Consider the following 19,271-nt stretch of genomic DNA (forward strand, 5'->3'; position numbering starts at 1 on the left):
CGGCCAGGGCGTCGCGCAGCCGCCGCGCCGCTCCCGGCTCCCCGCCGAGCGCCGCCCGCAGCAGGCCGCCGGCCTCGGGCGGCGGCCCGGCGGAGCCGCCGAGCACCACCGCGACCAGGCTTCCGAGCAGCAGGCCGGCCCCGTGGACGAGCCGCGGATCGGTCGGCACGTGCTTGCCGAGGACCGTGGAGACCAGCAGGTGGGCCCGGCGCGGATTGCGCCGCACCGCCAGCCCGACCAGCGCGGGAAGCCCGACGCCGACCGGCTCGGCCGTCGTGGTCAGCACGAGGTCGAGCCGCCCGGTCACCCACTCCCCCGGCCATGCCATCAGGCGGCCACCGCGGCGGTGAGCAGGTCGACGAAGCCGACGTCCTCGGCGGCGACGCCGAACACACGGGCGCGGCGCAGGGTCCGCTCGGCCCAGGCGCGGTGCGGCTTGGCCTCGTTCATCTTGTTGCTGTAGCTGGAGGCCATCGCCCCGCCCGCCTCGACCCCGAGGATGTCGGTGGCGTCGCAGTACTCCTCGTGCGTGACGACCATCAGCGCGTGGACGGCCGCCACATGGCTCGGGTGGATGACCGTCTTGCCGGTGAGGCCGTTGGCCTTGTCGAGGGTGACCTCGCGGATCAGCCCGTCGAGGTCGGTGCCGATCAGCAGGCTGCGCAGCGGCCCGGCCTGGTTCTCCTCGAACGGCGACTGCCGTAGCTGGGGCTTGAACAGCCGCTCGCCGCCGGAGAAGTACTCCCAGACGGGCCCCGAGACCACGAATCCGGTCGAGTCCGCCCTGGCCAGGACGTTCACCACGTCGGAGATCAGCCCGGCGACCGGCTGGATGTCGTAGATCGTGAGATCGCGCGGGCGGCGCAGGCCGTAAGCGGAGCAGAGGTCGGCGGCGCCGAGCCGGACGGCCAGCACCTTGTCGCGGTGGTGGGCGAGCAGCCGGGCGATGTCGTGCAGGACCCCGGCCCGGGTCTCGCGGTAGATCGCCTCGGGCGTCTCGATCACCGGGAGGCCGAGCAGCCGGAATCCGCTGATCTTGGTGGCGTCGCCGAGGGCGTCCAGGTAGGCCTTGCCGCCGGACGCCTCGAACTTCGGCAGCACGAACCCGGTCAGCAGCCCGGCCGCCGGGCCGAGCCTGCGCGTCAGGTCCGGGATCTGGGCGGGTTCGCGGACCCGCACGAACAGCAGCGGCGCCTCGTCCGCCGAGACGGCCTGGAGCTGGGCGACGAGATTGCGCTCCGCCTGTGCGACTTCGCCGTCGGGAATGGAGTCCTCCAGGCACAGGACCATGCTGCGGACGCCCTGGCGGTGGCATTTGGCGATGTCGCGGGCGAGATGGGGACGCGTCGCGGGACTGTAGAGGGTGGCGCCCATGGCCATGGCGAGAATGTCGGGATCGCCGTCCCGGTCGAACTCGCCGGGCTGGACATGGAACAGCGAGGCCCGGCGGGCGACGTCGATGTGGTCGAAATGACGCACGGCTGAGAACCCTTCCGTTCGCTTCGGCCGCACAACGTAGGGACCACGTTCGTAGTTCCGCCTTCTGGGGCCAACGAATGAAATATTACCCATAACAGCACGATGCATCCGAAACGCCGGTTATCGCCGTGTTAAAACCAAAAGCCCTGGCCGTTAACGGGCCAGGGCCGGGCAAAGAGGCAGAATCAGATTCGGCTGGATTCCAGTGCCGCTTCGGTGTCGTTCTCGTCGTCCTGCCGGTTGCGCCGGACCGAGCTGATGAACGAGATGATGATCAGGCCCGCGCCGACGCCACCGGTGATCCATTCCGACAGGTGGCTGCCGATGCTGACGAGCATGAACACCGCGAGCGCGCCGATCGCCCAGTGGGCGCCGTGCTCCAGGTAGCGGTACTCGTGCAGCGTGCCCTTGCGGACCAGGAAGACCGTGAGCGACCGGATGTACATCGCGCCGACGCCCAGGCCGATCGCGATGATGATCGGGTCGGTGCTGATGGCGAACGCGCCGATGACGCCGTCGAAGGAGAAGGACGCGTCGAGGACCTCGAGGTAGAGGAACAGGAAGAACCCGGCCTTGCCGGTGGCCTGCGCCAGCGCGGTGGGCCCGCCGGACTTCTTCTCGGCCCCCTCCTCCTCGTCGTCGTCGATCTCGAACAGCGAGCCGAGCCCGTTCACGAGGATGTAGGTGATCATGCCCAGGATGCCCGCGATGAGGACGTTCTCGCGGTGCGCGTCGTCGGCCCACCAGAACGCCGCGGCGGCCAGCGAACCGCCGGCGATCACCACGGAGAGCTGGTCGAGCTTGCCGATGCGGACGAGCGGCTTCTCCAGCCACGACAGCCAGTGCACCGAACGCTCTTCGAAGATCCAGTCCAGGAACAGCATCATCAGGAACATGCCGCCGAAGGCGGCGATCATCGGATAGGCGAACTCCATCTTCTCCTGGTACGCCTCGTGGTCGTTCAGCGCCAGCTGGACGGCCTCGACCGGGCCCAGCTGGGCCGTGATCGCCACGATGATCACGGGGAAGACGAGACGCATGCCGAAGACCGCGATCGCGATGCCGACCGTCAGGAAGATCTTCTGCCAGAACGGGCTCATGCGTTCCAGCACCTTGGCGTTGACCACGGCGTTGTCGAACGAGAGCGAGATCTCCAGTACGGCCAGGATCGCCACGAGGGCCAGGCCCTCGGTGCTGTCATAGAGGAAGGCTGCGATCAGGCCGAGAAGAGTGACGGCGAAGGACCAGCCGAACGTGCGAAGAATCATGCCTAAGTTTCCGTAGCCCGCCGGTAAGGGCCGGCGGGCCACTGTCGAGCGGCGATCAACCTACGTTGACGCCGAAGTCCTGTGCGATCCCGTGCAGACCGGAGGCGTACCCCTGGCCGATCGCCCGGAACTTCCATTCGTTGTTGTAGCGGTACAGCTCACCGAAGACCATGGCCGTTTCGGTGGACGCGTCCTCCGACAGGTCGTAGCGGGCCAGTTCGGAGCCGTCGGCACGGTTCACGACGCGGATGAAGGCGTTGCGCACCTGGCCGAAGCTCTGGCCGCGGTTGACCGCGTCGTAGATCGAGACGGGGAACACGATCCGGTCGACCTGATCGGGCACGTTCGCCAGATCGACGTTGATGGACTCGTCGTCCCCCTCGCCCTCACCTGTCAGGTTGTCGCCGGTGTGCTCGACGGACCCGTCCGGGCTCTTGAGGTTGTTGAAGAACACGAAGTGCGCGTCCGAGACGACCTTCCCGTTGCCGCCGAGCATCAGCGCGGAGGCGTCGAGGTCGAAGTCGGAGCCCGTCGTGGCCCGGGCGTCCCAGCCCAGGCCGACGGTGACCGCTGTGAGGTTGGGGGCGGCCTTGCTCAGTGAGACATTGCCGCCCTTGGCGAGGGAGACGCCCATGGTTGTTCGCTCCTACTGACGAGGGATCGGCCGGTCCGAGGGATCAGCCGGTGATGGGACCGGCCCGTTCGGGCCGGATCAGACGTTCACCCCGAAGTCCTGCGCGATGCCGGTGAGGCCCGAAGCGTAGCCCTGGCCCACGGCGCGGAACTTCCACTCGGCGCCGTTGCGGTAGAGCTCACCGAAGATCATGGCCGTCTCGGTGGAGGCGTCCTCGGAGAGGTCGTAGCGGGCGATCTCGGTGCCACCGGCCTGGTTGAGGACGCGGATGAAGGCGTTGCGGACCTGGCCGAAGCTCTGGCCGCGGTTGACGGCGTCGTAGATCGACACCGGGAAGACGATCTTCTCCGCGTTCGGCGGCAGGCCCGCGAGGTTGACCTTGACCTGCTCGTCGTCGCCCTCGCCCTGGCCGGTGGTGTTGTCGCCGGTGTGCTCGACGGCGCCGTCGGGGGTCTTGAGGTTGTTGAAGAACACGAAGTGTCCGTCGGAGATGACCTTGTTGCCGGCGTCGACGACGATCGCGGACGCGTCGAGGTCGAAGTCGGTGCCGGTCGTCGTGCGGACGTCCCAGCCCAGTCCGACGATCACGGCGGTGAGGCCGGGGGCCTCCTTGCTCAGCGAGACGTTTCCGCCCTTGCTCAGGCTGACCGGCATCTTTGCCTCCAGGGATTCGTTGGATTCGAATGAGACTCGATCGGGAACTGAGCGAACCAGTTCGCCCTGACAGACGTCTCAGCGATGCTATCGGTTCCCCTCTTCTCGCCAAGGTCATCACTCTTTTGCGTCCGGAACCGGGCGTGGTGGGATGGAGACCCAGACATCTCGTCGGAGGAGGCAGGGTGCAGAGACCTGGTGACCAGCGCCGCCGGGGGCGCAGGGACGCCCGTGCGGAGCAGGCCCAGACCGCCGCCCTGCAGGCGAAAGAGCAGGCCGCGGAGGCCTTCTACGACATGGATCAGGCCCAGAAGTACGTCGGCGGACGGCTGACGCTCCTGGGTGATCTCGATCTCACGGCGGCCGACCGGCTCCGGCCGCGCTTCGAGCGGGCCGACGCCACGGCCAACGAGGCCGCCCTCGCCTACATCACGATCGTGGACGCCCACGATCTCGACGACGTGAACCGCGCTTTCGCCGAGTACGACGCCGGGCACCGGGCCCTGTCGGGCGTCACGGAGACCCTGAAGCGGGTCACCGCGGAGATCAACCAGGTCGCCGCGGAGATCCAGCCGCAGCTCGCCAGGCTCGAGTCGTCCCTCGACCAGCTCCCGCCGCGGCTGCGAGCGGCCCAGGCGGCCCTTCAGAGCGCCCAGGAGGCCGTGACGGCGGCGCGGGACGCCGGGATGCGGACCGGGGAGGTCGAGGCCGATCTGGAGGCCGTCCAGGCGCTGCTGGCCGAGCTGAACAGCGCCGGGCTCGGCGGGCTGGGGCTCCAGGGCGCGATGCGCAGGGCCGAGGAGATCACGGCCAGGGCGGGCGGCGTCGCCGAGGAGGCGCGGGCCCTGGCGGTGGCCGTGCAGAAGACGCGCAACGACCTCGCCTCGGTGCGGACCCGGGTCCAGATGGTCGCGGGCCGCAGGGAGCGGGTCGTGGACGCCATGAGCGTGCTGCGCCGCTCCTACGCGGCGGCCTGCTGGCAGGACCTGCAGGGCGCGCCGAACGCGATCGAGCAGGCCCTCGAGCGGTCGCGGGAGCGGATCGCCGAGACCGACGCCGCGGCCGGCCGCCAGGAGTGGCGCGAGGTGGCGCGGTCGCTGGCGGCCGCGCGGGCGGAGCTGAAGGACGCCGAGCGCCGGGCGAAGGCCGTCACCGACCGGGTCGACGACCTGCGCGAGGCCGAGGCCGATCCGGGGAAGCCGCTGGAGCAGGCGCGGTTCGCCGTCAGGGACGCCCAGCGGCTGGCCGTCGCCCAGCCCGGCGGTGCCGCCCCCCGCCACGCCCAGGCCCTGGACGCCCTGGTCGCCCGGCTGGAGAGGGCCCCCGGCACCCTGGAGGGCGGCCACCCCGACTACTGGGCCTACCTCAAGGAGCTCAGGTCGATCACCCAGCAGGCCCACGACGTCGTCGAGATCATCCGCTCCGAGCACAGCCCTCGCTGAGACACGGCCTGGGATTCAGGACAGGGCCTCGGCGCACTCGTCGATGAGGCGGCGGGCGCCCTCGCGGAGGTCGGCGACGCCGGGCCCCCTGGCCAGGAGGCCGCGGGAGACCGAGGGGACCACGGTGGCGGCGGTGCCGAAGGTCCGCCGCAGGCCGGCGGGGTCGGCGCCCTGGGCTCCGACGCCGGGGGCCAGGACGGGGCCGTTGAGGCCGGCGACGTCGGCGGCGAGCCCGGTCAGGGTCGCGCCCAGGACCACGCCGAGGGAGCCGAGCGGGGCGGCCCCGCGGTTGAGGGCCGCCACCTCGTCGAGGATGGTCCCGCCGACCGTGCGGCCGTCCGCCGCGACGGCGAGCTGGACCCCGGCGCCCTCCGGGTTGGAGGTCCTGGCCAGGACGAACAGGCCCGCGTCGTGCTCGGCCGCCTTGTCGATCATCGGCTGGAGCGAGCCGAAACCGAGGTAGGGCGTGACGGTCACGGCGTCGGCGGACAGGGGGCTCGACCGGTCGAGGTAGGCGTCGGCGTAGGCGGCCGTGGTGCTGCCGATGTCGCCGCGCTTGGCGTCGAGGACGACGACGGTGCCCCGCCGGCGCAGCTCCGCCAGCACCGTCTCCAGGACCGCGATCCCCCGGCTGCCGTGCCGCTCGAAGAAGGCCGACTGCGGCTTGACGACCGCGACGAGGTCGCCGACGGCCTCGACGACCGTCCGGGAGAAGCGTTCGAGGCCCTCGGGGGTGTCGGGCAGCCCCCACGCGGCCAGCAGGGCCGGGCTCGGGTCGATCCCCACGCACAGGGGTCCCCTCTCCTGCAGAGAAGACCACAGACGCTGACCGAAGGACCGGCTCACAACATTCCCCTCGTCGGATGCGAAACAGTCAAGGATGACATGTCCGGACAGGGAAGCCGTTGTTACGTGCGTCTCTCGCCCTCGGGGGCGTGCCCCTCGACGTCGTCGAGCCGGTCGGCGACCTCGTCGAGCCTGCGGCGGCTCGCGTCGTCCAGCAGGAGGGCGACATGGCCGCAGTCCCGGCAGGCCCTGCCGTATCCGGCGACGAAGGTCGGTTTCGCCGAGAGGAACCCCTTCTTGGCGAACCTCAGCTCCATCCGCTCCAGCCACTTGTGCGCCGGATAAAGCTCCCCCACAGGGCTCAACCGCTCAGAACCACACATTCCACAACGCATAGATCGACCACTGTAACGCCGATCACACCGGGGTGGCACCTTCCACCTGCACCGATCCCAGGACACGGGTCTGGGGATAGCGCAGCAGCGCGGCCGGGATCGGGGTGGAGCGGCCGTTCTGGAGGAGGACCAGGCCGCCCGTTCCGGACGCGTCCGGCCGCGCCTGCTCGCCGAGCCGGTCGAGGGCCTGGCGGGCCAGCGCCGCCGCGGGACCGAACAGCTCGGGGGCCGGGCCGCCGCGGGCGAGGGCGGCCCCGATCTCCGCCGCGACCAGCTCGTAGTGGGTGCAGCCGAGGACCACCCGGCGCACTCCCGCGGGCGTGCGGGACGCGGCGTCGGCGAGCGCCTCGGCCAGGGCGTCCTCGTCGGCGTGCTCGATCGCCTCGGCGAGCCCCGGGCAGGCCACCGCGGCGACCGGGAGGCCGGGGGCGAACCGGGCGATCAGATCGGCCTGGTAGGCGCTGCGGGTGGTCGCCACCGTCGCCCAGACCGCGAAGGCCTCCCCCGCGGCGGCGGCCGGCTTGATCGCCGGGACCGTGCCGATCACCGGCAGGCCGGGTTCGAGCCGTTCGCGCAGCGCCGGCAGCGCGTGGACGCTGGCGGTGTTGCAGGCGACGATCAGCGCGTCGGGCTCGAGGTCGAGCGCGGCCCCGGCGCAGGCCAGGACGCGCTCGGTGATGTCCTCGGGCGTCCGCGGCCCCCACGGCATCCCCTCGACGTCGTTCGACAGGACCAGATCCGCGTCCGGCCTGGCCTCCCGCACGGCCGCGGCGGCGGCCAGCAGGCCGAATCCCGAGTCGACGAGGGCGATGCGCATGACGGGCACTTTAGCGGTGCTCAGGTGAACAGCGTGTCGCCCCAGAAACCGCCCTTGGCCACGCCGGGGGGAACGGCGAAGACACCGCTGCCGACGTGCTGGATGTACTCGTTCAGGGCGTCGGCGCCGAGGCTCTTCTGGATCTGGACGAACCCCTTGGTGACGTTCCGCTGGTAGGCGAGGAAGAACAGGCCGGCGTCGAGGCGGCCCAGGCCGTCGGTGCCGTCGGTGAAGGAGTAGCCGCGGCGCAGGATCTTGGCGCCGCCGTTGGTGTCGGGATGGGCGAGCCGGACGTGGGCGTCCGGCTTCATCGCCTCGAGGATCACCTTGTCGCGTTCCTTCTGCCGGCCGCGCGGGGCGCCCTCGCCCTTGTCGCGGCCGATGATGTCCTCCTGCTCGCGCAGGCCGGTCCTGTCCCACGTCTCGATGTGCATCCGGATGCGGCGGGCCACCAGGTAGGACCCGCCCGCCATCCAGTCCGCGCCGTCCTCCGCGGTGGCCCAGACGTGCTCGTCCAGCTGGGCCGCGTCGGTGCCGGGGACGTTCTCCGTGCCGTCCTTGAAGCCCATCATGTTGCGGGGCGTCTGGGCGTCGGGGGTCGTCGAGGAGGTCTTGCCGAAGCCGAGCTGCGACCAGCGCACCGACACCACGCCGAAGCCGATCCTGGCGAGGTTGCGGACGGCGTGCACCGCGACCTGCGGGTCGTCGGCGCAGGCCTGGACGCAGAGGTCGCCGCCGCTGCGGGCCGGGTCGAGCCGGTCCCCGGGGAAGTGCGGCAGGTCGACCAGGGCCGCCGGGCGCCTGCCCTCCAGCCCGAACCGCCCGAACAGGGACGGGCCGAAACCGATGGTCAGGGTCAGCCGGGAGGCGTCGAGCCCGAGGGCCTCGCCGGTGTCGTCCGGCGGGGCCAGGACGTTCCCGCCGACCGCGCCGCGGCCCGCGGGGCGTCCGGCGGTCATGGCCTCGGCCGCGATCGTCCACTCCCGCAGCATCGCCACGAGCCTGGCCCTGTCCGTGGTGACCACGTCGAAGGCCGCGAAGTGCAGCCGGTCCTGGACCGGGGTGGCGATCCCGGCCTGGTGGTCCCCGTGGAAGGGGATCCGCCCGCCGTAGGTCGGCGCGGCGGAGTCGTCGGCGCGCGCGACGCTCACCAGCCCGGCGCCGAGGGCGGCGCCGGCGAGGACACCGGCCCCGCCCGCGCCGAGGACGCCCCTGCGGCTGAGCCCGGTGGCACGGCCGGCGGCTTCGGTGCTCGTCTTCTCGACGGGCGTCTTCTCGGCGTTCTCCTCGGTCATCGCACTACCCCACGGTCGCGGCGAGCTTGGACAGCGGCTCGGCGAGGGCGTTCACCGCGTCGGACAGTTCCTTGCGGTCGGCGGGCTTGACCTTGTCGTAGGAGGTCTTGGCGCCGTTGCCCTCGTCGTACTTCTTCAGCAGCGTCTGGAGCGTGGCGAAGCCGTCGGTGAGCGTCTTGTCGAGCGCGGCGTCCTTCTCCACGACGACCGGCTTGAGCAGCTCGAAGACCTTCTGGGCGCCGTCGAGGTTGGCCTGGAAGTCGACGAGGTCGGTGTGGGAGAACGCCTCCTCCTCGCCGGTGATCTTGCCGGTGGCGACCTCGTCCAGGAGTTCCTTGGCGCCGTTGGCCATGGACGCCGGGGTGATGTCGACGGTGTGGACCTGGTCCTGGAGGGTCTTGAGGTCGGCGAGCAGCTGGTCGGCGGTCCCCTCCTCGCCCTTGGTGGTCTTCTTCACCCAGAGGGCCTTCTCGATCTTGTGCCAGCCGGACCAGGTGTCGCCGGACTCCAGGTCGGCCTCGCGCAGGTCGACCTTCGGGTCGATGTCGCCGAACGCCTCGGCGACCGGCTCGATGCTCTCCCAGCCGAAGCGGGACTGGGCGTAGAGGGCCTTGGCGCCGTCGACGTCGCCCTTCTTGACCGACTCCGCGAACTTCTGGGTCTTGGCCATCGTGTCGGCGATCTGGGCGTCGATGTAGGCGCGGTAGTCCGCGACGGCCTTGGTCAGGCGCGGGTCGAGGGCCGAGGCCTGGCCGGAGACCTTGATGTTCTGCTTGATGCCGTCGCCGACCATGCCGGGCTTGCACGCGATCTGCTGGTCACCGGAGGACAGGCTGACCGTGATGTCGTAGTTGGTGCCCGGGCCGATGTTCTCCTTCTCGGAGACGATCTTGCCGTCGGGACCGTAGAAGTAGACCTCGGTGACCTGGGTGCCCTTGTTAAGGATCTTGAAGGTGTTCGAGCCCGCCGCCAGCTCGGTCTTCGACACCTCGCACTCGGTGTCGGTCGAGGTGATCGTCAGCGCGTTCGGATCGGCCGGCTTGTCCTCGCCTCCGCACGCCGCCAGGGCGGTGACGGAGAGCAGACCGGTGACAGCGAGGAGGGGGACGGACCGCATGCAAAACTCCAGAGTACGGGGTGTGAGGTAAAGCTGACCTAAGTTAGCCTCCCCTAAGCTCATCCCGTCAAGCCGGAACTGCCCCCGTTCGGTGTGAATTGGGTAACGGTCCGCGATCTTTACCGGACCCTCCCCCGCTCAGCGGCCGCCCGGCACCTGAACCGTCATGTTGCGGCCGACCATCGGGATCCCGCCGGAGGACGGGCCGCCCGGCTGCGCGGGGGGCACCATGCCCGCCTGGTGGTGGACGGGCGCGCCGGCCGCGACCTGGTCGGCCATCACGGCCGTCCCGTAGGCGCACACCTCGAAGCCGCCGTTGCCGAGCACGGTGTTCTCGAACCGCATCCCGAGGACGGCGTTGCAGCCGTGCCGCTCGGCGTCGGCCTTCAGCCGCTCGATCGCGACGCGACGCGCGTCCGTCAGACCGCCCGCACCCGAACTCTGCAACCCCATTCCGGACACCGCGCCCCGGACGAATCGGATCTCATAGCCGGGAAGGGTGTCGGTCGTCACGATCAGCATGGAGTCCAACTTAGCGCGACAAAATCCCCCGGTCGCCCCTCCGGGGGATGTCGTCGGTCCCGCCCTATTCGAGGTACTCCCGGAGCATCTGCGCCCGGGAGGGATGCCTCAGCTTGGCGAGGGTCTTGGACTCGATCTGGCGGATGCGCTCCCTCGTCACACCGAACTCCCGGCCGACCTCCTCGAGCGTCCGGGGGTGCCCGTCGGCGAGACCGAAGCGCAGCTGGATGATGCGCTGCTCGCGGTCGGACAGAGTGGCGAGGATGTCCTCCAGCTGGTCCTGGAGGAGGATGAACGCGGCCGCCTCGATCGGGACCACGGCGTCGGCGTCCTCGATGAAGTCACCGAGGTCGGAGTCCTCCTCGCCGATCGGCGACTGCAGGGACACGGGCTCCTGCGCGATGCGCTGGATCTCGACCACGCGGTCGGGGGGAAGGCCCATCTCCTGGCCGATCTCCTCGGGCAGCGGCTCGCGCCCGAGGTCCTGGTGCAGCTGGCGCTGCACCCTGATCAGCTTGTTGATGGTCTCCACCATGTGCACCGGGATCCGGATCGTGCGGGCCTGGTCCGCGATGGCGCGGGTGATGGCCTGCCGGATCCACCAGGTGGCGTAGGTGGAGAACTTGTACCCCTTCGTGTAGTCGAACTTCTCGACCGCCCTTATCAGCCCGAGGTTGCCCTCCTGGATGAGGTCCAGGAAGAGCATTCCCCGGCCGACGTAACGCTTGGCGATGGACACCACCAGGCGCAGGTTGGCCTCGATGAGACGCTGTTTCGCCCGCACACCCTGACGGGACAGCATCTCGAGGTCGAGCCGTTCGGTCCGGGAGATGATGGACGTGTGCGCCATCTTCTCCTCGGCGAAAAGCCCCGCCTCGATCGATTTGGCTAGTTCTACTTCGTCTTCTGCCGTCAGCAGCGGAACGCGGCCGATCTCTCGCAGATAGATGCGGACCAGGTCGCTCGTAGGCGCCCGCCTGCTGAGGTCTCCCTCTTCCGCTCGCGTGAGCTCCTTGGAGTCCTCCTCGGACTCCAGGACCTCTACCCCCTGCTCTGCGAGCAAACGGACGACGCGCTCCAGCGCGTCGGCCGGCAGTTCGGAGCGATCGAGCGCGGCCGCGACGTCGTCAACGGTGACGCCGCCTCCACGCTCTCTGCCACGTACGACGAGGTCAGCCACCTGCTCAACCGACGGTGCCTCGCTGGGCATTACCAAAGGGCCCACGCAGACAGTGTGCGTCAGAACACATCTAGATCGCAGGCCCCAATTTATGGGCGGAGCGTCACAGGCCCTCTACTCCGCGATCACGAAGATGACGTCTGCGCTGCTCAAGGGCCACAAGGTCGCCGAAAAGCCGGTTGTACTCGTCCGCCTCGGAGACCGGATTCAGCCTCCCGAGTTTGGCCTGAGCCGTCGCGATCTCCCGCGTGAGCTGGAGTTCCATGAATCGGACGAGCAGCGCCTGGGCATAGGGATCGTCCGAATTGCCCTGCGACTTCGGAGACTCCACGCTCAGCCGGGTCAGGACCGTCCGGACCTCCTCCCCCGGGGCCGCGTCACGCAGGCGCGACGCCCACTCCAGCGGCGCCGTGGCCGAGGCGCAGCCGCCGATCGACAGGATCACCTCGTGGACCGCGCGGTGCTCGGGGACCGTGTAGGCCTCGGCCGGGAACTGGTCGTACAGCGGCCCGAGGGCCACCGGACGCTGCAGGGCTATCTTCAGCAGCTCGCGTTCCAGCTCGACGGTCGGATCGTTCGGGTCGGCCGGAGGGCGCCTGCGCGGCTTCTGCCCGCCGCTCATGTGCTGCTGGACACGGCTGAGCACCAGTTCCTCGTCCATCAGCCCGAGCCAGCGGTCGAGGTTGACGGCGTACCTCTTGCGCATCCCGGCGTCGCGGATGCCGGCGATGATCGGCGCGACGGCGTCCAGGGCGGCCATCTGGCCCTCGACCGTCGCGGAGTCGAACTTCTCGATCCTGTTCTTGATCGCGAACTCGAACAGCGGGACCCGGGAGGCCACCAGGTCGCGGATGGCGGCGTCGCCCTGCTTGATCCGCAGGTCGCAGGGGTCGAGACCGTCGGGCTGGACGGCCACGAAGGTCTGCGTGGCGAACTTGTGGTCGTCCTCGAACGCGCGCAGCGCCGCCTTCTGCCCGGCGCTGTCGCCGTCGAAGGTGAAGATCACCTCGCCGCGGGCCTCGGCCTGGTCCATCAGCATCCGGCGGAGGATCTTGATGTGGTCGTCGCCGAACGCGGTGCCACAGGTCGCGATAGCCGTGGTCTCGCCCGCCAGGTGGCAGGCCATGACGTCGGTGTACCCCTCGACGATCACGGCCTTGCGCAGCTTGGCGATGTCCTTCTTGGCCAGGTCGAGCCCGTAGAGCACGGAGCTCTTGTGGTAGAGCGGGGTCTCGGGGGTGTTGAGGTACTTCGGCCCGTCGTCGGAGTCGTGCAGCTTGCGCGCCCCGAACCCGATCACGTCGCCTGTCTGGTCGCGGATGGGCCAGATCAGGCGCCCCCTGAACCTGTCGCGGGGCCCGCGCCTGCCCTCGACGGCCAGCCCGCCCTTGAGGATCTCGACGTCGGTGAATCCGCGCGAGCGCAGATGCCCGACGAGCGCCTCCCACTCGTTCGGCGCGTACCCGATCCCGAAGTGCGCGGCGTCGGCGGCCTGGAAGCCCCGCTCGGTGAGGAACTTGCGCGCGATCGACGCCTCCTGCGAGGTCAGCTGCTGCGCGTAGAAGGCCGCGGCCTCCTTGTGCGCGTCGACGAGCCGCGCCCGCTGCCCGAGGTCCTTGCGCGGGACGTACCCGCCCTCCTCGTACTGCAGCTGCACCCCGGCCTTCGCCGCCAGCCTCTCCACCGACTCCGCGAAACTGAGGTGCTCGATCTCCTGAACGAACTTGATGACGTCCCCGCCGACCCCGCACCCGTGACAGTTGCCGGTCAGGATGTTGTCCTCGAGGACGAAGGCGTGGCCCTCCTCGACGACGGCGCAGAAGACCTCCTCGAACCGGTCGGTCGTCTCGACGGACTTCACGACCCAGCCCAGGCGGGAGGACTTCTTCCGGCTCGAGTCCCACCGGAACCTGTGGTGGTCGAGGAGGAAGAAGTCCTCGCACAGGTCCTCTCCGAGCAGGTGGACGCGGTAGATGGTGCTTGGTTCCCGCCCCGGGAACCCCTCACGGTCATGGCCCGTGATGCCGTAGGTGCCGATCCCCAGCCGGGTGCAGACCAGGCGCACGAACTCGAGGACCTCACGGTCCGCGCAGTGCAGCGCGATCGTCCCGTCCGCGGCCACCGTGCCGTCCGCGGCGAAGTACCCCGCCAGCCAGCCGTACAGGTAGTGGACGGCCTCATCCGGGTCGGGCAGGTCCTTGAAGAAGTTCGGCAGCCCGTGGACGAGCAGCTGGGCGCGGTCGGACGGCCCGACGTTCTCCGTCACCAGGCTCAAGGGGAACCACTTGAGGAGCTGGGCGTCCTTGACGCTGTCGAGCGTCGCCCTGCTGCCCGAGGCGGTCCTCGTCCCGTCACCGAAGGTGATCCCGTGGGCGATCCCGAACGGGGAGGGCTTGGTCCGGGCGACCCTCGACCGGGGGAAGACCGAGGCGAGCCTGTGCTCCGGCTTGAGATCGCTGGTGACGACCTCGCGCTCGGTCCTGCGGGACTGACCCGACCTGACGAACCAGCGGTGCTCGGGAGTGGCGAAGATCTCCTTGGTCTGGCCGTTGCGCCCGAGGACGATCCGCATCAGCGGTTGCTCGCCGAAGGAGTGGAACGGAGCGTCGTACCAGTTCGCGTCCCGGCCGAGGATCCGGTGGGTTCCCCCGGCCAGTTCCCGGATCGGCTTCACGCCCTCCCAGGTCAGCACCCTCGTGGAGCCCTCGAGGCAGAAATAGAGGCCTCGGGAGGGGGTGACGTTGAAGGAGGGGGTCTTCTCGTCGTGGAAGGGGCACAGGCCCTTGGCGTTGCCGCCGCCCGCTCCGACCAGTTGGAGGTACTCGCCGATCACCGCGTCGATCGGGGACCTCTCGCGGACGATCGCGATGTCCTCTTGTCGGATCCGTCCAGCCATGGCGCGAGTCTACGGCTCCGGTCCGACAGTCCGGGCCGCCGGACCGCCCGGTGAGGGGCCGTCCGCGGAAAGAGGGACGCCCCGGGCCGTACGGCTTCCTGGCCGGTCCGGGGCGTCCCGTGTGCCCGTTCCCCCCACACCCGCGCCAGGCGCCGGAGGACGTCATGAACGGGAGTGTGGAGGTGGAACGTTCCGTGCAGGTTTCCTGGAGGGGGCCGGGAAGTTAGCTCTGGCCCGCTGGACAGAAGGCCGACTCGTGGTCATTCGCGGAGTCGGGACACCCGGCCCGTGGTCGGAATCCGCCGTTAAATCCGAGTTAACTCGGCAAATCGCCCGTAGAGATGGGCTTTGACCAGCGCTAATGTCACGAAGGTGCTGATCACTCCTCACGAGCAGGAGCGCCTGCTCATCCATGTGGCGGCCGGGGTGGCGCGTGAGCGCCGGGCCCGGGGACTGCGGCTGAACCATCCGGAGGCGACCGCGATCATCGCGGTCCATGTGCTCGAGGGCGCCCGCGACGGCAGGACCGTCGCTGAGCTGATGGAGTCCGGGCGGTCCGTGCTGGCCCGCGAGGACGTCATGGACGGGATACCGGAGCTCCTCGACTCGGTCCAGATAGAGGCGACCTTTCCCGACGGGACCAAACTGGTGACCGTGCACAGGCCGATCCCGTGAGCGCGCCCGAGCCCCCGGGCTTCTTCGCGCCGGGCCAGGTCGTGCCGGGCGAGGGCCCGGTCGAGCTGAACCCCGGCCGGGCGACCCGCACGCTGGTCGTGGAGAACACCGGGGACCGTCCCGTCCAGGTCGGTTCGCACTATCACTTCGCCCAGGCGAACCCGGCGCTGAGCTTCGACCGGGACGCCGCGCGCGGGTTCCGGCTGAACGTGCCCGCCGGGACGGCCGTGCGGTTCGAGCCGGGGATCACCCGGGAGGTCGAACTGGTGGCGCTCGCGGGTCTCGGCGTCGTGCCGGGCCTGCGGCTTGAGGGGGGCATCGATGGCTGAACTGTCACGCGCCAGGTACGCGGCGCTCTACGGACCCACGACCGGCGACCGGGTGCGGCTGGCCGACACGAACCTGTTCATCGAGGTCACCGACGACCTGGCGCGCGGCGCCGGGGCGGGCGACGAGGCGGTGTTCGGCGGCGGGAAGGTCATCCGCGAGTCGATGGGCCAGGCCAGGACGACCCGGGCCGAGGGCGCCGCCGACCTGGTGATCACGGGTGTGGTGATCCTCGACCACTGGGGGATCGTCAAGGCCGACGTCGGCGTCCGGGACGGCCGGATCGTCGCGATCGGCAAGGCGGGCAATCCCGACATCATGTCCGGGGTCCACCCCGGCCTGGTGATCGGCCCGTCCACGGAGATCATCGCGGGGAACGGCAAGATCCTCACCGCGGGCGCGGTGGACTCCCACGTCCACCTGATCTGCCCCCAGCTCCTGGAGGAGGCGCTGGGCGCGGGCGTGACCACGCTCATCGGCGGCGGCACGGGACCGGCCGAGGGGACCAAGGCCACGACCGTCACCGGCGCCTGGTACCTGCACCGGATGCTCGAGGCCCTGGACTCCTGGCCGATGAACGTCTCCCTGCTCGGCAAGGGCAACACCGTCTCCGAGCCGGCTCTGTGGGAGCAGCTGCGGGCCGGGGCGTCGGGGTTCAAGCTGCACGAGGACTGGGGCACCACCCCGGCGGCCATCGACGCCTGCCTGCGGGTCTGCGACGCCTCGGGCGTCCAGGTCGCGATCCACACCGACACCCTCAACGAGGCCGGTTACGTCGCCTCGACCCTCGGCGCGATCAACGGCCGGGGCATCCACGCTTACCACACCGAGGGCGCCGGCGGCGGGCACGCCCCCGACATCATCACGGTCGCCTCGCACCCCAACGTGCTGCCGTCCTCGACCAACCCGACGCGGCCGCACACCGTCAACACCCTCGACGAGCACCTCGACATGCTGATGGTCTGCCACCACCTCAGCCCGTCGGTGCCGGAGGACCTGGCGTTCGCCGAGTCGCGGATCCGGCCGACCACGATGGCCGCCGAGGACGTCCTGCACGACATGGGCGCGATCTCGATGATCGGCTCGGACTCCCAGGCGATGGGCCGGATCGGCGAGACCGTCATCAGGACCTGGCAGACCGCGCACGTGATGAAGCAGCGGCTCGGCGAGCTCGAGGGCCCGGCCGACAACCTGCGGGCCCGGCGTTACGTCGCCAAGTACACGATCAACCCGGCGATCGCCCACGGCCTGGACGGCGAGGTCGGCTCGGTCGAGGTCGGCAAGCTCGCCGACCTGGTGCTGTGGGATCCGCGGTTCTTCGGGGTCAGGCCGCAGCTCGTCATCAAGGGCGGGGTGATCGCGTGGGCGCAGATGGGCGACGCGAACGCCTCCATCCCGACCCCGCAGCCCGTCCTGCCCCGGCCGATGTTCGGGGCCTCCCCCGCCGTCGCGGCGGCGACCTCGGTGCACTTCGTGTCCGAGGCGGCCCTCGAGGACGACCTGGCCTCGAAGATCGACGTCCGGCGGCGGCTGGTCCCGGTCCGCGGCACCCGGCGGCTCACCAAGGCGGACATGCCGCTCAACGACGCGCTGCCCTCGATCGAGGTCGATCCGGACACCTTCACCGTCCGGATCGACGGGGAGGCCGTCGAGCCCGCGCCGGTCGCCGAGCTCCCGATGGCCCAGCGCTACTTCCTGTTCTGATGAACGCCCATCTGCTGATGCTCAGCGACTCCCGGCTGCCCGCCGGGGGGCACGCCCACTCGGGCGGGCTGGAGCCGGCCGTGACGGCGGGGGCGGTGAAGACCGTCCCCGATCTGGCGGGCTTCCTGGCGGGGCGGCTGTGGACCACGGGCCTGGTCACGGCCGCGATCGCCGCGGCGGCCTGCCACCACGCCCCCGGCGGGAGCGGCTGGGAGCTGCTGGACGCCGAGGCCGACGCCCGCACGCCGAGCCCGGCCCAGCGCACGGCCTCCCGGGCGCAGGGCAGGGCGCTGCTGCGGGCGGCGCGGCGCACCTGGCCGGACCCGCTCCTGGACGGCCTGGGCCGCCTGCCGCACCAGCCGGTCGTGCTGGGGGCGGTCACCCGCCTGGTGGGCGGTTCGGTCCTGGACGCGGCCGGGATCGCGGCCTACCAGTCGGTCGGGGGGCCCGCCTCGGCGGCCGTCCGGCTGCTGGGGCTGGACCCCCTGGGAGTTCAGCGGGCCCTGGCCGATCTCGCGGGGGACATCGACGACGTCGCCCGGGAGGCCGCCGCCTGCGCCGCCGGGGACTGGTCCGCGCTGCCGTGCGTCTCGGCACCCGCCCTCGACCTGTGGGCCGAGGAGCATCTCCGGGCCGACCTGCGGCTCTTCGAGTCCTGATCCGAATCACAAGGAGTTGACCATGGGTGGATACCACGGACCCGACCAGCACCACGCCGCGCCGAAGCACGGCCGGGCGCTGCGGCTGGGCATCGGCGGCCCCGTCGGCAGCGGGAAGACCGCGCTGACCGCCGCGCTGTGCCGGGTGCTGAAGGACGAGCTGCGGCTGGCGGTCGTCACCAACGACATCTACACCACCGAGGACGCCGACTTCCTGCGCCGCAACGCGGTCCTGGCCGACGACCGGATCCTCGCGGTCAGGACGGGCTGCTGCCCGCACACCGCGATCCGCGACGACATCTCGGCCAACCTCGACGCCGTCGAGGAGCTGGAGCACCGGTTCGAGGACCTGGAGCTGGTCATCGTGGAGAGCGGCGGCGACAACCTGACCGCGACCTTCTCCCAGGGCCTGGTCGACCGGCAGATCTTCGTCCTGGACGTCTCCGGCGGCGACAAGGTCCCCCGCAAGGGCGGCCCGGGGGTCACGAGCAGCGATCTGCTGGTCATCAACAAGACCGATCTCGCGCCGATGGTCGGCGCCGACCTCGGCGTGATGGACCGCGACTCCGCCAAGGTCCGCGAGGGGCGTCCGGTGGTGTTCAGCTCGGTCCGCGAGGAGCCGGAGGTCCCGAAGATCGCCGACTGGGTGCGCGGTCTCGTCCACGAGTTCCAGCACCACTGATGACGGTGGCGGACACGCGGGTCTTCACCGCGCACGCGGCCGTCACGGCGGAGCCGGGGCCCCACGGGCGGACCCGGCTCACCCGGCTGCGCTCGGACGGCCCCATCGCCCTGCGCGAGACCCCGGACGGCCTGTACATCGTCGGGGCGGGGGCCGGGCCGCTCGGCGGGGACAGGCTGCGGCTCGACATCGTCGTCGGGGCGGGGGCGTCGCTGCGGATCCGGTCCGTCGCGGCGGCCCTGGCCCTGCCCGGCACGGCCGGGGAGGAGTCCCTCTTCACGATCGACGCCCGGGTGCGGGGGCATCTCGACTTCGCCCCGGAGCCGACGGTCGCGGCGCGCGGGTGCCTGCACCGGGCGGTCAGCGAGGTGCGGCTCGGCCCGGACGCGACCCTGCGCTGGTCGGAGGAGCTGGTGCTCGGCCGGTACGGGGAGGAGCCGGGACGCCATGTCAGCCGTCTCGACGTCACCCGCGGGGACCGGCCGGTGCTCCGGCACGAGCTGCGGCTGGACGGCTCGGCTCGGAGCAGGGCGGTGCTGGGCGACGCCAGGGCCGCGGGGGCGGTCGTGCGGATCGGACCGGGGCTGACCGGCACGGCCCTCGGCGGGGAGGGCTTCGGCGTCATGCCGCTCGCGGCGGAAGGGGTGCTGGTCACCGCGCTGGCGGCCGATTCGGCGGAACTGCGGCGGCGACTGGAAAAGGGCGAACAGGTACTGACCGGTCAGTAACAGCGACCCGA

General features: G+C 70.7%; 20 protein-coding genes. 7 read left to right on the plus strand and 13 right to left on the minus strand.

Going from position 1 to position 19,271, the window contains the following annotated elements; all coding sequences use genetic code 11:
- The 5 genes from ABD785_RS35730 to ABD785_RS35750 all read right to left on the minus strand — a co-directional run.
- On the minus strand, nucleotides 1–328 hold a 328-nt coding region (locus tag ABD785_RS35730; RefSeq protein ID WP_344837590.1), incomplete at its 3' end, for a phosphoribosyltransferase domain-containing protein.
- Complete coding sequence (locus tag ABD785_RS35735; RefSeq protein ID WP_344837593.1) at nucleotides 328–1,479, minus strand: HpcH/HpaI aldolase/citrate lyase family protein; 1,152 nt, start codon at nucleotides 1,477–1,479, stop codon at nucleotides 328–330. The genes ABD785_RS35730 and ABD785_RS35735, both read right to left, overlap by 1 nt.
- 185 nt (nucleotides 1,480–1,664) lie before the next feature.
- On the minus strand, nucleotides 1,665–2,747 hold the full coding sequence (locus ABD785_RS35740; RefSeq protein ID WP_344837596.1) for a DUF475 domain-containing protein: 1,083 nt from the start codon (nucleotides 2,745–2,747) through the stop codon (nucleotides 1,665–1,667).
- 55 nt (nucleotides 2,748–2,802) lie between these two features.
- Nucleotides 2,803–3,381 carry a TerD family protein gene (locus tag ABD785_RS35745; RefSeq protein ID WP_344837599.1) on the minus strand — a complete coding sequence of 193 codons (579 nt, stop codon included), beginning with the start codon at nucleotides 3,379–3,381 and terminating at the stop codon, nucleotides 2,803–2,805.
- Between the two features lie 78 nt (nucleotides 3,382–3,459).
- The gene (locus ABD785_RS35750) at nucleotides 3,460–4,035 is read right to left on the minus strand and encodes a TerD family protein (RefSeq protein WP_344837602.1); all 576 of its coding nucleotides are present in this window, start codon (nucleotides 4,033–4,035) and stop codon (nucleotides 3,460–3,462) included.
- A gap of 185 nt (nucleotides 4,036–4,220) precedes the next feature.
- On the opposite strand from ABD785_RS35750, the gene ABD785_RS35755 reads away from it, so the two are divergent.
- The gene (locus ABD785_RS35755) at nucleotides 4,221–5,477 is read left to right on the plus strand and encodes a molecular chaperone DnaJ (protein ID WP_344837605.1); all 1,257 of its coding nucleotides are present in this window, start codon (nucleotides 4,221–4,223) and stop codon (nucleotides 5,475–5,477) included.
- A 15-nt stretch (nucleotides 5,478–5,492) separates the two neighbouring features.
- On the opposite strand, the gene pyrF is transcribed toward ABD785_RS35755, so the two are convergent.
- From pyrF to dnaG, 8 genes are all read right to left on the minus strand, one after another.
- A complete protein-coding gene (gene pyrF / locus ABD785_RS35760; RefSeq protein WP_344837608.1) occupies nucleotides 5,493–6,323 on the minus strand; it encodes an orotidine-5'-phosphate decarboxylase in 831 nt (276 codons plus the stop codon).
- A gap of 62 nt (nucleotides 6,324–6,385) precedes the next feature.
- Nucleotides 6,386–6,619, minus strand: coding sequence for a hypothetical protein (locus tag ABD785_RS35765; protein WP_344837611.1), 234 nt, complete (start codon nucleotides 6,617–6,619; stop codon nucleotides 6,386–6,388).
- 61 nt (nucleotides 6,620–6,680) lie between these two features.
- Nucleotides 6,681–7,475, minus strand: coding sequence for a glutamate racemase (locus tag ABD785_RS35770; RefSeq protein WP_344837614.1), 795 nt, complete (start codon nucleotides 7,473–7,475; stop codon nucleotides 6,681–6,683).
- 20 nt (nucleotides 7,476–7,495) lie between these two features.
- A complete protein-coding gene (gene efeB, locus ABD785_RS35775; protein ID WP_344837616.1) occupies nucleotides 7,496–8,770 on the minus strand; it encodes an iron uptake transporter deferrochelatase/peroxidase subunit in 1,275 nt (424 codons plus the stop codon).
- 4 nt (nucleotides 8,771–8,774) lie between these two features.
- On the minus strand, nucleotides 8,775–9,887 hold the full coding sequence (gene efeO, locus ABD785_RS35780; RefSeq protein WP_344837619.1) for an iron uptake system protein EfeO: 1,113 nt from the start codon (nucleotides 9,885–9,887) through the stop codon (nucleotides 8,775–8,777).
- A gap of 138 nt (nucleotides 9,888–10,025) precedes the next feature.
- Nucleotides 10,026–10,409, minus strand: coding sequence for a YbjQ family protein (locus ABD785_RS35785; protein WP_344837621.1), 384 nt, complete (start codon nucleotides 10,407–10,409; stop codon nucleotides 10,026–10,028).
- 64 nt (nucleotides 10,410–10,473) lie between these two features.
- On the minus strand, nucleotides 10,474–11,619 hold the full coding sequence (rpoD, locus tag ABD785_RS35790; RefSeq protein ID WP_344837744.1) for an RNA polymerase sigma factor RpoD: 1,146 nt from the start codon (nucleotides 11,617–11,619) through the stop codon (nucleotides 10,474–10,476).
- Between the two features lie 73 nt (nucleotides 11,620–11,692).
- Complete coding sequence (dnaG, locus tag ABD785_RS35795) at nucleotides 11,693–14,485, minus strand: DNA primase (protein WP_344837622.1); 2,793 nt, start codon at nucleotides 14,483–14,485, stop codon at nucleotides 11,693–11,695.
- A gap of 372 nt (nucleotides 14,486–14,857) precedes the next feature.
- On the opposite strand from dnaG, the gene ABD785_RS35800 reads away from it, so the two are divergent.
- The 6 genes from ABD785_RS35800 to ABD785_RS35825 are packed head-to-tail and all read left to right on the plus strand — an operon-like array spanning nucleotide 14,858 to nucleotide 19,260.
- Nucleotides 14,858–15,160: an urease subunit gamma gene (locus ABD785_RS35800; protein WP_344837625.1), complete on the plus strand. Its 303-nt coding sequence runs from the start codon at nucleotides 14,858–14,860 to the stop codon at nucleotides 15,158–15,160.
- Nucleotides 15,157–15,489 carry an urease subunit beta gene (locus ABD785_RS35805; RefSeq protein WP_344837628.1) on the plus strand — a complete coding sequence of 111 codons (333 nt, stop codon included), beginning with the start codon at nucleotides 15,157–15,159 and terminating at the stop codon, nucleotides 15,487–15,489. Before ABD785_RS35800 ends, ABD785_RS35805 begins: the two co-directional genes overlap by 4 nt.
- Entirely contained in the window at nucleotides 15,482–17,191 is a 1,710-nt protein-coding gene (locus ABD785_RS35810; protein WP_344837631.1) for an urease subunit alpha, read from the plus strand. Before ABD785_RS35805 ends, ABD785_RS35810 begins: the two co-directional genes overlap by 8 nt.
- Complete coding sequence (locus ABD785_RS35815) at nucleotides 17,191–17,850, plus strand: urease accessory protein UreF (protein ID WP_344837634.1); 660 nt, start codon at nucleotides 17,191–17,193, stop codon at nucleotides 17,848–17,850. Before ABD785_RS35810 ends, ABD785_RS35815 begins: the two co-directional genes overlap by 1 nt.
- A gap of 22 nt (nucleotides 17,851–17,872) precedes the next feature.
- Complete coding sequence (gene ureG / locus ABD785_RS35820) at nucleotides 17,873–18,532, plus strand: urease accessory protein UreG (RefSeq protein ID WP_344837637.1); 660 nt, start codon at nucleotides 17,873–17,875, stop codon at nucleotides 18,530–18,532.
- Nucleotides 18,532–19,260, plus strand: coding sequence for an urease accessory protein UreD (locus ABD785_RS35825; protein WP_344837640.1), 729 nt, complete (start codon nucleotides 18,532–18,534; stop codon nucleotides 19,258–19,260). The genes ureG and ABD785_RS35825 overlap by 1 nt, the downstream gene beginning before the upstream one ends.
- The last annotated feature ends 11 nt before the right edge of the window (nucleotides 19,261–19,271 follow it).

Source organism: Actinocorallia longicatena, from assembly GCF_039534125.1.
Lineage (GTDB): Bacteria > Actinomycetota > Actinomycetes > Streptosporangiales > Streptosporangiaceae > Actinocorallia > Actinocorallia longicatena.

Coding starts and splice junctions, on each gene's coding strand:
- rpoD (WP_344837744.1), bottom strand. CDS start 11,619: ATGCCCAGCGAGGCACCGTCGGTTGAGCAGGTGGCTGACCTCGTCGTA.
- dnaG (WP_344837622.1), bottom strand. CDS start 14,485: ATGGCTGGACGGATCCGACAAGAGGACATCGCGATCGTCCGCGAGAGG.
- ABD785_RS35750 (WP_344837602.1), bottom strand. CDS start 4,035: ATGCCGGTCAGCCTGAGCAAGGGCGGAAACGTCTCGCTGAGCAAGGAG.
- efeB (WP_344837616.1), bottom strand. CDS start 8,770: ATGACCGAGGAGAACGCCGAGAAGACGCCCGTCGAGAAGACGAGCACC.
- ureG (WP_344837637.1), top strand. CDS start 17,873: ATGGGTGGATACCACGGACCCGACCAGCACCACGCCGCGCCGAAGCAC.
- efeO (WP_344837619.1), bottom strand. CDS start 9,887: ATGCGGTCCGTCCCCCTCCTCGCTGTCACCGGTCTGCTCTCCGTCACC.
- ABD785_RS35770 (WP_344837614.1), bottom strand. CDS start 7,475: ATGCGCATCGCCCTCGTCGACTCGGGATTCGGCCTGCTGGCCGCCGCC.
- ABD785_RS35815 (WP_344837634.1), top strand. CDS start 17,191: ATGAACGCCCATCTGCTGATGCTCAGCGACTCCCGGCTGCCCGCCGGG.
- ABD785_RS35785 (WP_344837621.1), bottom strand. CDS start 10,409: ATGCTGATCGTGACGACCGACACCCTTCCCGGCTATGAGATCCGATTC.
- ABD785_RS35740 (WP_344837596.1), bottom strand. CDS start 2,747: ATGATTCTTCGCACGTTCGGCTGGTCCTTCGCCGTCACTCTTCTCGGC.
- ABD785_RS35810 (WP_344837631.1), top strand. CDS start 15,482: ATGGCTGAACTGTCACGCGCCAGGTACGCGGCGCTCTACGGACCCACG.
- ABD785_RS35825 (WP_344837640.1), top strand. CDS start 18,532: ATGACGGTGGCGGACACGCGGGTCTTCACCGCGCACGCGGCCGTCACG.
- ABD785_RS35745 (WP_344837599.1), bottom strand. CDS start 3,381: ATGGGCGTCTCCCTCGCCAAGGGCGGCAATGTCTCACTGAGCAAGGCC.